We start from the raw sequence: 13851 nt of genomic DNA on the forward strand, positions 1-13851 counted from the left end.
CACGCCCGCACCGGTGCGAGGAGGGAGACCTTGGATGAGCCTCTCCGCTGATCCTCGGCAGGCGCTGACCGCGCCCGGCGGGCCGTGCGAACTGCGCACCGAAGAGGTGCTGGGCGTGCCGATGACGGTGTTCGCCCATCGCGCGCGGTCGCTGGGGGAGGTGCTCGCGGCTTCGGCGCGGCACGGTGAACGCGAGTATCTGGTGACGGCTGACCGTCGGATCACCTTCGCCGAACACGCCCGGCAGGTGGCGTCGGTGGCGGGTGCGTTTCGCGACGAATACGGGATCGGAAAGGGCGATCGGGTCGCGATCGCGGCCGCGAACAGTCCGGAGTGGGTGGTCGCGTTCTGGGCGACCGTGTCGCTGGGCGCGATCGCGGTCGGCTACAACGCGTGGTGGTCACGGCGGGAGCTGGCGTACGCGCTCGGTCATACCCGACCGTCTCTGGTGGTCGCCGACTCGAAGCGGGCGGCGCTGCTGGACGGCGTTCCGGTGCTGACCGTCGAGGAGGACATTCCCCGGCTGGCGCGCCGGGAGGTACCGCTGCCTTCGTGCGTTGTGGCCGAGGACGATCCGGCAGTCATCCTTTACACCAGCGGCACCACCGGACGGCCGAAAGGCGCAGTGCACACGCACCGGAACCTGACGTCGGTGATCGAGTTTCACCGCCTGAACAGCGAAATCGCCCGTGCGCTCGGCGACCCGGCGGAGCCGTCCGCGCGGCGGTACCTGCTCGGGGTGCCGCTGTTCCACATCGCCGGACTGCACAACCTGGTGGTGCCCCGGCTCGCCGACGGCAGCGCGGTTGTGGTGCACCAGGGCGGTTTCGACGCGGAGCGGGTGCTGCGATTGGTCGAGGCTGAGCGGGTGACGAACTGGGGCGTCGTGCCGACCATGGCGCACCGGCTGCTGGAACACGGCGACCTCGAGCGGTATGACCTTTCCTCGCTGACTGCGTTCACGCTCGGTGCTGCTCCTTCTTCACCAGCCTTTCACCAACGGCTGCGCGCGGAACTCCCGATAGCGGAACAGGGATTAGTCGACAGTTACGGGCTGACGGAATCGTCCACGGCGATTTCCGTTGCCAATGCGGATGATCTGGCCGCTTTCCCCGGTACTGTCGGGCGTCCCATCGCGACGGTGGAACTGGAGATCCGGGACGCGTTCGGCGAGGTGATGCCGGACGGCAGCGCGGGGGAGATCTGCGTCCGCAGTCCGTTCACGATGCTCGGCTATTGGGAAGACCCCGAGGCCACCGCGGCCGCTATCGACTCCGATCGGTGGCTGCACACCGGGGACATCGGGGTTCTTTCCGAGGGGCTGCTCCGGCTCACCGCACGGCGTTCGGATTTGATCCTGCACGGCGGGGAGAACGTTTATCCGGCCGAGGTGGAGAACGTGCTCGCGGAACACCCGGCGGTGCGGGAATGCATTGTGCTGGGCGTACCGCATGTCGACCTGGGGCAGGAAGTGGCTGCGGTCGTGGTGGTCTCGGCACCGGTCGACGCGGAGGAGCTGCGGGCGTTTGCGGCCGAGCGGGTGGCGTATTACAAGGTCCCGTCGCGGTGGCGGATCGGGACGGAACCGTTGCCGCGCAACGTGACCGGCAAGGTAGTGCGGAACCAGGTGCCGCGGCCCTGATCCCGTTGACCGGGAGCGCACCCGCGCGCTCGCGGGTTCCGCTGGGAGGCTCAGGGCAGCCGGGACCGCACCGTATCCGGACCGGAGAAAGGGAAGCGCCATGACCCATCCCGCTCTTGCCGCCGTCGAGGAACGGTCCGAAGAGATCGCCGCGCTCGGACCGGAAAACGAGCGGCTCGGCCGGCTCGCCGACGAAGCGGCGAAGGTGCTCCGGGAAACCGGCGCGATCAAAATGCTCCAGCCCGCCGATTACGGCGGTGCGGAAGCGCATCCGCGCGAATTCGCGGAAACGGTGATGCGGCTGGCTTCGCTCGACGGTTCGACGGGCTGGGTCGCCGGGATCGTCGGCGTCCACCCGTGGGAAATGGCGCTCTGCGATCGTCGCGTGCAGGAAGAAATCTGGGGTGCGGACAACGACACCTGGATCGCTTCGCCGTATGCGCCGATGGGTGTGCTGAAGCCGGTCGACGGCGGGTATGTCTTCAATGGACGGTGGCAGTTCTCGTCCGGAACCGACCATTGCGACTGGATTTTCCTCGGCGGTTTCCTCGGCGACGCGGACGGCAATGTGGTGCAGCCGCCCCGGAACTACCACGTGATCCTGCCGCGCGCGGACTACGAAATCGTCGAGGACACCTGGGACGTCGTCGGCCTGCGCGGCACGGGCAGCAAGGACATCGTCGTCAAGGACGCGTTCGTCCCGGAGTACCGCGCGGTGCCGTTCAGCCGGATGACCGACGGCAGCGCGCTGCGGGAATCCGGTCGCGCCAACCCGACGTACGGCGTCCCGTTCACGACGATTTTCCCGCTCGGCATCACGTCCGCGGTGATCGGCATCGCGGAAGGTGCGTTGGCCGCGCATCTGGCATATCAACGCACGCGCGTGCAAATCACCGGCACCCGGGTGAAGGACGATCCGTACGTGCTGTACGCGATCAGCGCCGCCGCCGAGGAGATCAAAGCGTCGCGAATCGCCATGCTGGACAACGTTTCCCGGTTCTACGACAAGGCCGCCGCCGGCGAGCCGGCGACGCTCGCGGACCGTGCCGCGTCGCGCCGCACCCAGGTCGCCGCGGCGTGGCGGGCGGTGCGCGCGATGGACGAGGTGGTCGCCCGCAGCGGCGGCAACGGCCTGCGGATGGACAACCCGATCCAGCGGTTCTGGCGCGACGGCCACATGGGCCTGGCGCACGCGATCCACGTGCCCGGTTCGGTGTTCCACGCGTCCGCGCTGACCGACCTCGACGTCGAGCCGCCGCCCGGACCGATGCTGTCCATGATCTGATTTTCCCCACCCCGCAAGGAGTTTCGCCATGACCGAGATCCGAGGGCTCGGATACCTCCGGGTCCAGAGCCGGGACGTGCCGCGCTGGCGCGAGTTGACCGTGGAGGCGCTGGGCTTCGCCGAGTCGGCCGGCCCGGTCGCCGACGGCCTGTACCTCCGGATGGACGAGCGCGAGGCACGGCTGATCGTGCTGCCCGGCGAGGACGACCGCGTGCTCGCGGTCGGCTGGGAGGTGCGCGACCAGTTCGCGCTGGCCGCCGTCGGGCGCGCGGTGGAGGCGTCCGGTACCGCGGTGAAAGTGTTGTCGGAACAGCAATGCCGCGAACGCCGCGTCGATTCGGCGCTCACCTTCGACGACCCGTCCGGCACCCCGGTCGAGGTGTTCTTCGGCCCGGTCCTCGACCACGACCCGGTGCGGACGAAGTGGACGCAGCAGTTCGTGACCGGCGCGCAGGGCATGGGCCACGTCGTGCTGCCGACGACGAGCTTCGCCGAGGTCGAGACGTTCTACACCGAGGTGCTCGGCTTCCTCCCGCGCGGTGCGGTCGCGATGGGCGGCGCGGCCCCGGACCAGAAACCCCGCCGGGTGCGGTTCATGGGCGTCAACCAGCGCCACCACAGCCTGGCGATCTGCCCGGCCCCGCACGGCGAACCGCCCGGCCTGGTGCACCTGATGGTCGAGGTCGACTCCCTCGACGCGGTCGGCCGAGCCCTGGACGAGGTCGGCAAACGCGGATTCTCGGTGTCCTCGACGCTGGGGCGGCACACGAACGACAAGATGGTCTCGTTCTACGTCCGGGCGCCTGGCGGGTGGGACCTGGAGTACGGGACCGAGGGAATGCTGGTGGACGAGCGGTTCTATACGGCGGAGGAGATCACGCGGGACAGTTATTGGGGGCACGACTGGTCCGGGTCGGAGCAGTTGGCGGCGTTCACTTCGCCGCAGTGAGGGTGGGTGTAGTGGCGATCCCGGTTAGCACCGCGATCGCCACTCACGACCCCTCAGCGCCCCGCAAATCGATGCAGGGCGTCGAGCACAGCAGGCGCGGGCGTATCCGGATGGCCGGCGTCGTGCAGCAGGTGGTCCACTCCGGGCAGCCGCACCCGGCCCGGTCCGCCGACGTGCGCGCGGCGCAGGGCGACGGTCAGCGCATCCGTTGTAGCGCAAGGAACTTGCGCGTCATTCGTGCCACAGGTAAGCAGCACCCTGGTCCCCGGCCGCAGCGCCGCGGCGGTGGCAGGCGGGTAGACGGCGTCGTCGCTGTCCACGAACCGGCCGTTCTGCCCTTGGAAGCCCTGGAACAGCTGCGCGACGGCGGGCGGCAGGCCGGTGGCGTCGACCGGCCGGTGTTCGCGCAGGGCGGTGACGGCGGCGTCGATCGCCGCGTCGACAGTCCGCTGCTGCTCGGGGTCGAGCTGGCCGTGGCGGGCCGCCTCGGCGATCTGGGCGTGCAGCTGGAGCGCGACCAGGTCCAGCAAGCGGAGGGCTTGGGGTTGCAGCAGCACCAGGCCGGCCGGACGGGGACGGACTGAGCCGCCGAGCAGCAGCGCGGTCATCGCGCCTTCGCTGTGCCCGACGACAGTCAGCGCGTGCGGTGCTGTCTCCGGCTGTTCGCGCAACGTCTCGTAGGCGGCTTTCGCCTGACGGACGAACGCCGGATAGTCGAGTGTTTCGGGATGGTCGCGGTAGGCGCCGAGCCCGGTGGCGCCGGTTCCGTACTTGTCGAACCGCAGCGTGACGACCCGGTCGCGGTCGAGCGCATCAGCTACCTGCGCCAGGGTGTTCGGCGACATGCGCGGCTGGTTGCCGTCGCGATCGGTGGGGCCGCTGCCGGGCAGCAGGAGCGCGGCGCGCAAACGTTGGCCGGCCCGGTGCGCGGGAACGTGCAGGGTGCCGTACGTCGGCGTCCCCTCGACGGTGAAGACGATTTCGCGGTCGGCAGCGGGCACGAGATCGGGCGCCGCCGCGACGGGGGCGGCCATGGTCAGTGCGACTGCTGCGAGGTGGGAGAGCATCAGCGCAGCGCCTTCTCGACCAGTGCGACGGTCGCGCGCGGGTCGTCGACTTGGAGGACGAGGCGGGCGTAGCGCTCGTCGGCGAGTTCGAGCACGACGGCCTTCGCCGGATCCTTGACGTCCCAGAAAACCTTTTCGCCGTCGAGGTGGAACGTGCCCGCCGTGATCACGCCGGGCACGTGGGCTCCGGGCGCGCGGATCCCTTTGGGGTCGGCGGCGATGCCGGGGTCCGCGGTCGCGCCGCGGACGTTGGCCAGCGGGATGGTCAGGCTGCTCTTGAAGGCCCACAGCTTGTCGAGACCTTCGATCACGACGACGAGGTTGCCGCCGTCGATGGTGACCAATGCCATGTCTTTTCCTTGTCAGTTAAGGGGATCGAGCAGTTGGCCAGCGCGGTGCCCGGGTCGCCGGGGTCGCCGCGCAGGTGGAGGCCCAGTGCGGCGGACGTGAGGGCGGCGGCCAGTGCGGTGGAGATGCCGAGCGCGTCGGCGATCGCCTGGTCGAGCGTGGCCAGCGCCTCGGCGACCTCGGCAGCCGCCTCCTCGTCGGCCGGCGCCCGTTCGACCGCCGCGAGCAGCAGCAGGCCGAGGTCGGCCGACGCGACGAGCCGGAGCGCCGTCGCGGCGTCCGGCGCCGCGGCGAGCGCTCCGGCCAGGGGACGGACGTCGTCGGCGAGATGGCGGCGCAGCGCGGCCAGATAGAGGCCGCGCTTGCTGCCGAACGTCTTGTACAAGCTGTTGCGGTGCACGCCGAGGTGCGTGACGAGGTCGTCGACGGACACTCCGTCGTACGCGCGGCCGCCGAACAACCCCACGGCGGCGCGCACCACCTCGTCCTCGTCGAATGCCCTTCGCCTGCCCATGTCCTGACGGTAGCCTTTTGAGGAACGATCAGTCAAGAACGATCGTTCCTCAAAAATTCCGGCTCCGGCTCAGCTTCCGGCCCGTGCCACCAGATCGTCGACCGCCCGGGCCGCGAAAGCCATCGCCGTGCCCAACGGAATACCCGGCCCCGGGTAGTAACCGCCGGTCATGGAAGCCGCTGAATTCCCGACCGCGTAAAGGCCTTCCACCGCCGAACCGTCCTCGCGCAGCACCCGGGCGTCCGGATCGGTCACCAGGCCGCCCTTCGTGCCCAAGTCCGACAGCACCAGCCGGGCGGCGCGGAACGGCGGGCGATCCACCGGGACCAGCACCGGATTCGCGAAGTGCCGTGCGTATTCGTCCTCGCCACGGCCGAAATCCGCGTCGTGCCCGGCTTCGGCGAAAGAATTGAACCGGGCAACGGTCTCGGGCAACTCGGGCGCGTCGATCAGCTTCGCCAGCTCCGCGAGCGTGTCCGCTTCCACCCAGGTGCCGGCCGCCAGGTGGTCGTCCGGCCGTCCGCCGGGCAACGCGATCGCGGGCAGCCGACCGCCCTCGCGGCTGTCGAACACGATGTGCGACGGGACCCGTCGCGCCGGGTCCGCTGCCATCTCACGACCCATCTGGTCGTATGGCAGCGATTCGTTCGCGTAGCGCCGCCCGTCGCGGTCGACGACGAGTCCGCCGCGGAAGCCGAGCGTGAACGACGCGCCGCCGTCCGGCATCGCGATTCCCGGGCACCACCAGCCCTCGTCCATCAGGTCGACGGCCGCACCCAGTGCGATCGCCGCCGCCAGGACCTGGCCGCGGTTCGTTTCCGCTGGTGCCATCGACCACGCCGCCGAGCCGGGCACGCCGGACTGTTCCCGCAGGTCCGCGTTCCGCTCGAACCCGCCGGCGCCGATGAGGACGCCGTAGGTCGCCCCGATCCGCCGCGGTCCGACGCCGACGACCCGCCCGTTCTCGACCACCAGCTCGTCGACCGGCGTACCGGTGAAGACAGTGCCGTTGCCGGTCGCGTCGAAGGCCAGCAGCAGCCGGCCGATCAGCGCGCGGCCGCCGTCCAACGGGGCGTCGCGGTGCCCGCGACCGGCGCGGTCGCGGTCGACCGGCGGACGCACCAGCTCGGCCCGTTCGCCCAGCTCGGACAGCGGCAGGTCGACCGGGACGAACGAGCGTCCGCCGGGGACGCGGCCGGGCCGGTCGAAGTAGTCCGGGAACGCCCGCCATTCGAACTCGAGCGCCGGATCCGCCTCCAGCGTCGCGACCAGCTCCGGCGCCTTCGCCAGGAACGCCTCCTGCCGCCCGGTCCGGTCCTCGCCGAGCAGCGCGCGCAGGTACTCGCGCGCGGCGGCGGTGGAATCCGCGACCCCGAACCGCTCCTGGACCTGCGTGCCGGGCAGCCAGCAGGCCGCGCCGGAGTACGCGGAAGTGCCGCCGAGCCGGTCCGCGGCCTCGACCACCGCGGTGCGCAACCCGGCCCGGGCAGCGAGGTACGCGCCGGTCAGCGCGCCCGCGCCGGACCCGACCACCACCACGTCGAACTGGTCGTCGAAAGCCATGAGTCCTCCAAGTCGTCGCGACCCGGCGAGCCAACCGCATCCGCGGCGCGCCGGGGCGCGGTCATCCCACTCACCGGTAGCGGCGGCCCCCGATGGGAGGATCGTGCGCGAGAATGGCCTGATCACGAGCGGAGGAGTCGCGGTGCCGAGAGTCGCCGAAAACCGGGCGCCGGCCACGCCGAGTTCGCCCGCGCAGCAGGAGCGCTACCGCCGCATCCTGCGAGCGGCCGCGGACCACGGCGCCGAGCACGGCCTCGACCGGATCCAGATGCTCGACGTCGCCCGCGACGCCGGCGTCGCCATCGCCACGCTCTACCGGTACTTCCCGTCCAAGACGGTCCTGTTCACCGCGCTGCTGCACAGCCAGGTCGAGCAGCTGGACCGCAACAGCGTCCCGGTCGAACCCGGCCAGGAACCGGCCGAGGCGGTCGCGCGCGTGCTGGTCGACGCCGCCCGCCGCCTGCTGGAACGGCCGCGGCTCGCGCAGGCGATGCTGCAGTCGAACAACGCGACCGTCGCGGGGGAGTCGCCGAACATGGCCGCGACGGTCGAGTTCGCCGACCTGATCCTGCGCGTCGCCGGGGTGGCCGAGGCGAGCGAGCACGACCGACGTCTGGTCCGGCTGATCGAGCAGACCTGGTACGGCGTGCTGACCTCCCAGCTGAACGGGCACATCACCGCCGAGGAGGCGGAGGCGGACACGGTGCTGGCTTGCCGGTTGCTGCTGGCGGGGCTGGGCGGGCCGGGTTCTCCCGGTGACCGGGATGGGACCGCCGCGCCGGGCTGAGTCCTCGTAGCGTCGGGGCCGTTCCCGGAACCCCACCTCAGGAGGCCCTCATGCCGCGCACCGTCGTCGTCACCGGAGCGAGTTCGGGGATCGGGGCGGCGCTCAGCGGTCTCCTCGCCGAACGCGGCGACCGGGTCCTCGGCGTCGACCTCGCGGGCAGCGACGTGGACGCGGACCTTTCGACCCCGCACGGTCGCGCCGCTGCCGCCGAGGAGGTCGGCAAGCGCACCGGGCCGGTGGACGCCGTGGTGACCTGCGCCGGCACGTCGAATCCCGGCGAAGCCATGGTCACGGTGAACTACTTCGGCAGCACCGAGTTCATCGAAGCCCTGCAGCCGCTGCTCGCGAAATCCGAGGCGCCGCGGGTCGTGCTGGTCGGCTCGATCTCCGGGACCCAGCCGAACGACCCCGCCGTGGTCGACGCCTGCCTGCGCGGCGACGAGCAAGCCGCGCTGACCGCCGCCCGCGCGGCGATCGCGGACAATCGCGCGCTCCAGCTGTACCCGTCCTCGAAGTCCGCGATCGCGCAATGGGCGCGCCGGACGTCGGTTTCGCCCGGCTGGGCCGACGCGGGAATCGCGGTCAACGTGGTCGCGCCTGGCGTGGTCCGGACGCCGATGACCGACGGGCTTTTCGCCGACCCGCAGATGAAAGCGGTGATGGACAAAGCAGTCCCGATGCCGCTGCACGGTTACGCGGCTGCGGAGGATGTCGCGCGCGTCCTCGCGTACTTCGCCGACGCCGCGACCACGCACATCACCGGCCAGGTCGTCTACGTCGACGGCGGCGCCGAGGCAACCCTCCGCCCGGCGGCGCACTACTGATGACGACTTACGCCGAAAACGTCCCGTTGTCGCCCGTCCCGAACGACGACGGCATCGACGCTGCCGTCGCGGCGGCCCGCCGGGTGGTCAGCGCGCTCCTGCACGCGGGTGCGGACAGCGCCGCGCCGATGACCGAGATCGCCCGCGAACTCGACCGGATCGCCGACCAGCTCGAGGAACACGCGCCGGAGCGGCAAGACCGGTTCGTCGGAATGTGGGCCGGGCGACCGCGCCACGATCCCGTTACCGGCCCGGAAAACGCGCTCGCGCCGCCGCTGCGCCTGCACGGTTTGCCGGACGGCTCGGTCACCGGAACCGTGACGCTCGGCCTGCCTTATCAGGGTCCGCCGGGCTGCGTGCACGGCGGGATTTCCGCGCTGCTGCTGGATCACGCGCTCGGCGTCGCCAACAGCTGGGGGCCCGGGCCGGACGGGATGACCGGCACGCTCAGCGTCCGCTACCACCGGACGACCCCGCTGTTCGAGGAACTGACGATTCGCGCGCGGCAGCAATCCAGCGAGGGCCGCCGGATCCACACCACCGGCGAAATTCTCGCCGGCGGCCAGGTTTGCGTTTCCGCCGACGGCATTTTCGTGGCGAAACACGTCGCGCGACCGGTTGCCCCAGACGAAGGAGGCCGATGAACACGCTCGCGGGCCGGGTGGCCCTGGTGACGGGTGCCGGACAAGGCGTCGGGCAAGGAATCGCGCTGGCGCTGGCAGGGGAGGGGGCGTCGGTCGCGGTTCTCGGGCGTACGCGCGGCAAACTCGACGAGACCTGTCGCCTCGTGCGTGAGCGGGGAGGTTCCGCGGAGCCGTTCGAGTGCGATGTCGCGGATACTACGGCTATTCCCGGCGTTGTCGACGAGGTTGTTTCGCGGTTCGGCCGGCTGGACATTCTGGTCAACAATGCGTACTCCGGTGCTTTCGGCCCGTTGCTGAAAATGAGCGACGAGGATTTCGCGCGAGGTTTCGAGACCGGACCGTTCGCTGCTTTCGCGTTCATGAAAGCTGCGCACCCGCATTTGAAGGCGACCGGTGATGGTTCGATCGTCAACCTGGTCACGTCAGCGATGGTGCGTTGGGATCCCACCACCTACGGTGCTTACGCCGCAGCGAAACAAGCCTTGCGCTCGCTGTCGCGCACTGCCGCGGTGGAGTGGGCGCGCGACGGGATCCGGGTCAACGCGATCGCGCCGCACGCGTTGTCACCGGGGCTGAAATGGTGGACCGAGCACAATCCCGAAGAGGCCGCCGAATTCGTCGCGACCATTCCGATGGGCCGGATCGGGGAATGCGAAGAGGACATCGGCCGCGCCGTCGTCGCGCTGGTCGGTTCCGATCTGCGCTACCTGACCGGAGCCACCGTGCCGCTCGACGGCGGCCAAGCCTTCTTCGGCTGAGCCCTTCTGAGGAGACCTCGCTGTGTCCACCCTTTCAGCCCTCGACACCGCCGCCGCCATCCGCCGCGGCGACCTGTCCGCCCGGGAAGCCGCCGAGCAGGCGATCGCCCGCATCGAGGAGGCGAATCCGCAGCTCAACGCCGTCGTCGGCCGCCGCTTCGAGGCCGCTCTCGCGGAAATCGACGCCGGTCTCCCGGACGGCCCGCTCACCGGAGTCCCGTTCCTGGTCAAGGACCTCGGCACTGAAATCGCCGGTCTCCCCGCGACCCAGGGCAGTGCGCTCTTCGCCGCCGCAGTGTCCACAGTGGACAGCGAACTGATCCGCCGCTACAAGCGCGCCGGTCTGGTCATCCTCGGCACCACCAACACGCCGGAGTTCGGCCTCAACGCCAGCACCGAACCGCAACTGCACGGCCCCACCCGCAACCCGCACGACCCGTCCCGCTCACCCGGCGGCTCCAGCGGCGGTTCCGCGGCAGCCGTCGCCGCGGGCTTGGTCCCCGCCGCCCACGCAACCGACGGCGGCGGCTCGATCCGGATTCCGTCGGCCATGTGCGGTTTGGTCGGCCTGAAACCGAGCCGCGGCCGCACCACCGGCGCCCCCGACTCCGGCACCCTCGCCGCCCCGGTCTCCGTCGCCCACGCGGTGACCACGACTGTCCGTGACAGCGCCGCCCTGCTGGACGCGATCGCCGGACCACTCCCGGGTGAAGCCTTCGCCGCCCCGACGTCTCCCGGCACCTTCCTCGACGCGACCCGCCGCGCTCCCGGCCGCCTCCGCATCGGCCTCGCCACCCAAGCCCGAACCGGCGTCGACCCGCATCCGGCGTGCCTGGCCGCCGTGCAGCAGACGGCGAAACTGTGCGAGGAACTAGGCCATCACGTCGAGGAAACCGTGGCCCCGTTCGATTTCCCGGACGTCCGTACGACCGGCGGAGTGCTGATGGGCGCGGACCTGGTAGTGATCGTCGAAGACCGGCTGGCCACCCTGGGCCGCGAACTCCAGCCGGGCGATGTCGAGCCGTTCACTGAGCTGCTGCTGGACCATTACCGGGGCTTGACCGCCAACCAACTCCACCGCGCACTGCGGCGGGCCCAGGAGATCGGGTGGGAGGTCGGGCAGGTCTTCACCTCCTACGACGTCCTGCTCACGCCGATCCTGCCGCTTCCGACTCCGCCGCTGGGCTTGCTGGACACGACGGATCCCGCGTCGATCTATGAGCACGCGGCCGGGTTTTCGGCGTGGACTAGCGTTTTCAACGTGACCGGGATGCCTGCGATCTCACTGCCGCTCGGGAGCGACGACGACGGACTGCCGTTGGGGGTGCAGTTCGCGGCGGACCTGGGGCAGGAGGGGGTGTTGTTGTCGTTGGCGGCGCAGCTGGAGGAAGCGGCTCCCTGGCCGGTCCCTCAGTAGCGGTGTGCGGGCGACGCACTACTCAGCAGCTGCGCCGTGATGACGATGATCCCGATCGAGGTCAGGATCGCCCACAGCACGACAATGGTGGCGATGACCAGCGCGTGCCGTCGGATCGCCGCGAGCTGGCCCAGGATCTCCAGGTTGATCCGGTTCGCGTAGTCCGTCGGCCCGTCCGTTTCGGACGCTTCCTTGAGCCGCTCGGCGATCGCGACGGGGCCGGTGAACGCGTCGGGGTGATAGCGGGGACGCGGCTTGAAATCGGTCATGGGCGGTTTCTCCTCTGGTGAGGCATGAAGAGAAGTCGCCGGGCCCGGCCGCGGCGTTACCGCACTCAAGAGCCCGCCGCTCTCCCGGTCACCGAGATCGTGGGAGCGGGCCGCACCCTCCGTTTCCTACCGTGGCAGGGTGACTTCCACGACCCCCACCCCGCCCGATCCGCTGGCTCCTGCCCGGCTCGGGCCGGTGCAGTTGCGCAATCGCGTTGTCAAGGCGGCGACCTACGAGGGGCTCAGCCATCACGGCCGGGTCACCCGGGATCTGGTCGATTTCCACGTCGGCTACGCGAAGGGCGGCGTCGGGATGACGACGGTCGCCTACTGCGCGGTCGCCAAGGAAGGCCGCACCGACCGGCATCAGATTTACTGGACCGACGAATCCCTCCCTGGACTGCGCGTGCTCACCGACGCGGTGCACGCCGAGGGCGCGGCGGTCTCGGCGCAGATCGGGCACGGCGGGCCGGTCGCGAATCCGAAGGGGAACGGGCTGCCCGCGCTCGCGCCGAGCCGGTACTTCCACAAGACGACGCTCAGTTTCGCCCAGGAAATCGACCACGCGGGCATCGAACGCGTCAAACGCGCCCACGCCGACGCGGCCCTGCGCGCCATCGAGTGCGGCTTCGACGCCATCGAGGTCCACTTAGGACATAACTACCTGATCAGTTCCTTCCTGAGCCCGAAACTCAACCACCGCACCGACGAATACGGCGGTTCGCTGGAAAACCGCGCCCGGCTCGCGCGCGACACGATGCGTGCGGTGCGCGACGCCGTCGGCGACCGGATCGCGGTGATCGTGAAAATGAACATGGACGACGGTGCCCCCGGCGGCTTCTGGCTCGACGAGGCGATCCCGGTGACGCAGTGGCTCGAAGCCGACGGCACCTGCGACGCGCTCGAAATGACCGCCGGATCGTCGCTGCTCAACCCGATGTATCTGTTCAAAGGGGACGCGCCGGTTCGCGAGTTCGCGGCGGTGATGCCGCAGCCGCTGAAACTGGGCGTGCAGGCGGTCGGGAAGCATTTCATTCGCGAATATCCTTACCGGGACGCGTTTCTGCTCGAGGACGCTCGGCAGATCCGAGCCGCGGTGAAGCTGCCGATGGTGCTGCTCGGCGGGATCACCGACCGCGCGGCGATGGATTTGGCGATGCGGGAAGGGTTCCAGTACGTCGCGATGGGGCGGGCGTTGCTGCGCGAGCCGGATCTGGTGAACCGCATCGCGGCGGAGCCGGAGACGCCGTCGTTGTGCATCCACTGCAACAAGTGCATGCCGACGAACTTCACCGGGACGCGATGCGTGCTGGTGGACCGGACTACGACGCGGGGCGCGGACTGGGGACAGCCTGCGGGGTACGTGGGCTGAGCGGTTCGTGAGTGTTCATACCGGTTCTAACCGGTATGAACACTCACGAGGCACCGTTCGGGTTGCCGCCCGGCTGGTCGGCTGCGCGTGGGCCGGGCGGGGGTTGGCGGCTCGTGGGAGGGGCCGTGGTGGTGCGCGGGCTCGGCGAGTGTTGGTGGGCGGGCGGAGTCGCGATGCGGCCAAGACGGGGCCTGGCGGCGCGACGGCAGGGCCGACGCGGGGCGAGGGACGAATCCGTGGTGCGGTCAGGGCAGGGCTGTGGCGGGGTGAGGACGGCCTGTGACGGGGCGAAGGCGGGGCTGTGGCGGGGTGAGGACGGGCTGTGGGGGAGTGAAGACGGGGCTGTAGTGGGGGAGGACGGGCCGTGGTGAGGTGAAGGCGGGGCTGTGACGGGCCGAGGACGGGCAGCAGT

The 13851-nt window shown here is 70.4% G+C and carries 14 protein-coding genes; 9 read left to right on the plus strand and 5 right to left on the minus strand.

Translation table 11 applies throughout. The features are described 5' to 3' along the window. The first annotated feature begins 34 nt into the window (after window positions 1-34). From DMP23_RS11540 to DMP23_RS11550, 3 genes are all read left to right on the plus strand, one after another. Window positions 35-1642, plus strand: a complete 1608-nt coding sequence (locus DMP23_RS11540; RefSeq protein WP_337821012.1) for a class I adenylate-forming enzyme family protein — start codon at window positions 35-37, stop codon at window positions 1640-1642. Between the two features lie 100 nt (window positions 1643-1742). Then, window positions 1743-2927: an acyl-CoA dehydrogenase family protein gene (locus DMP23_RS11545; protein WP_037812269.1), complete on the plus strand. Its 1185-nt coding sequence runs from the start codon at window positions 1743-1745 to the stop codon at window positions 2925-2927. Window positions 2928-2955: 28 nt separating this feature from the next. Continuing rightward, entirely contained in the window at window positions 2956-3876 is a 921-nt protein-coding gene (locus DMP23_RS11550; protein WP_134728642.1) for a VOC family protein, read from the plus strand. A 53-nt stretch (window positions 3877-3929) separates the two neighbouring features. Here the strand turns inward: DMP23_RS11550 and DMP23_RS11555 are convergent, their stop codons facing one another. The 4 genes from DMP23_RS11555 to DMP23_RS11570 all read right to left on the minus strand — a co-directional run bounded on the left by DMP23_RS11555 (window position 3930) and on the right by DMP23_RS11570 (window position 7368). Continuing rightward, window positions 3930-4943, minus strand: a complete 1014-nt coding sequence (locus DMP23_RS11555) for an alpha/beta hydrolase (RefSeq protein ID WP_337821013.1) — start codon at window positions 4941-4943, stop codon at window positions 3930-3932. Then, window positions 4943-5293, minus strand: coding sequence for a hypothetical protein (locus DMP23_RS11560; RefSeq protein WP_043835659.1), 351 nt, complete (start codon window positions 5291-5293; stop codon window positions 4943-4945). Before DMP23_RS11560 ends, DMP23_RS11555 begins: the two co-directional genes overlap by 1 nt. Further along, window positions 5251-5805, minus strand: a complete 555-nt coding sequence (locus DMP23_RS11565; RefSeq protein WP_337821014.1) for a TetR/AcrR family transcriptional regulator — start codon at window positions 5803-5805, stop codon at window positions 5251-5253. The genes DMP23_RS11560 and DMP23_RS11565 overlap by 43 nt, the downstream gene beginning before the upstream one ends. Window positions 5806-5874: 69 nt before the next feature. Next, the gene (locus DMP23_RS11570) at window positions 5875-7368 is read right to left on the minus strand and encodes an FAD-dependent oxidoreductase (protein ID WP_337821015.1); all 1494 of its coding nucleotides are present in this window, start codon (window positions 7366-7368) and stop codon (window positions 5875-5877) included. Between the two features lie 142 nt (window positions 7369-7510). Here DMP23_RS11570 and DMP23_RS11575 point away from each other — a divergent pair, with 142 nt between their 5' ends. From DMP23_RS11575 to DMP23_RS11595, 5 genes are read left to right on the plus strand one after another with little or no spacing between them, the layout of a single operon-like run. Further along, window positions 7511-8155, plus strand: coding sequence for a TetR/AcrR family transcriptional regulator (locus tag DMP23_RS11575; protein WP_051728922.1), 645 nt, complete (start codon window positions 7511-7513; stop codon window positions 8153-8155). A gap of 50 nt (window positions 8156-8205) precedes the next feature. Continuing rightward, window positions 8206-8979, plus strand: a complete 774-nt coding sequence (locus DMP23_RS11580; RefSeq protein ID WP_037812263.1) for an SDR family oxidoreductase — start codon at window positions 8206-8208, stop codon at window positions 8977-8979. Beyond that, window positions 8979-9623: a PaaI family thioesterase gene (locus DMP23_RS11585; protein WP_337821016.1), complete on the plus strand. Its 645-nt coding sequence runs from the start codon at window positions 8979-8981 to the stop codon at window positions 9621-9623. Before DMP23_RS11580 ends, DMP23_RS11585 begins: the two co-directional genes overlap by 1 nt. Beyond that, window positions 9620-10381, plus strand: a complete 762-nt coding sequence (locus DMP23_RS11590) for an SDR family NAD(P)-dependent oxidoreductase (protein ID WP_337821017.1) — start codon at window positions 9620-9622, stop codon at window positions 10379-10381. Before DMP23_RS11585 ends, DMP23_RS11590 begins: the two co-directional genes overlap by 4 nt. Window positions 10382-10403: 22 nt before the next feature. Continuing rightward, entirely contained in the window at window positions 10404-11798 is a 1395-nt protein-coding gene (locus DMP23_RS11595; RefSeq protein WP_337821018.1) for an amidase, read from the plus strand. Here the strand turns inward: DMP23_RS11595 and DMP23_RS11600 are convergent. After that, a complete protein-coding gene (locus DMP23_RS11600; RefSeq protein ID WP_134667757.1) occupies window positions 11792-12067 on the minus strand; it encodes a hypothetical protein in 276 nt (91 codons plus the stop codon). The genes DMP23_RS11595 and DMP23_RS11600 overlap by 7 nt on opposite strands. A gap of 139 nt (window positions 12068-12206) precedes the next feature. Between DMP23_RS11600 and DMP23_RS11605 the strand changes: the two genes are divergently transcribed. Continuing rightward, window positions 12207-13439 (plus strand): NADH:flavin oxidoreductase, encoded by a 1233-nt coding sequence (locus tag DMP23_RS11605; protein WP_134667758.1) that lies wholly within the window; start codon window positions 12207-12209, stop codon window positions 13437-13439. Window positions 13440-13851 lie beyond the last annotated feature (412 nt).

Origin of the sequence: Amycolatopsis sp. A1MSW2902, from assembly GCF_017312175.1 — a bacterium.
Taxonomy (GTDB): domain Bacteria; phylum Actinomycetota; class Actinomycetes; order Mycobacteriales; family Pseudonocardiaceae; genus Amycolatopsis; species Amycolatopsis nivea.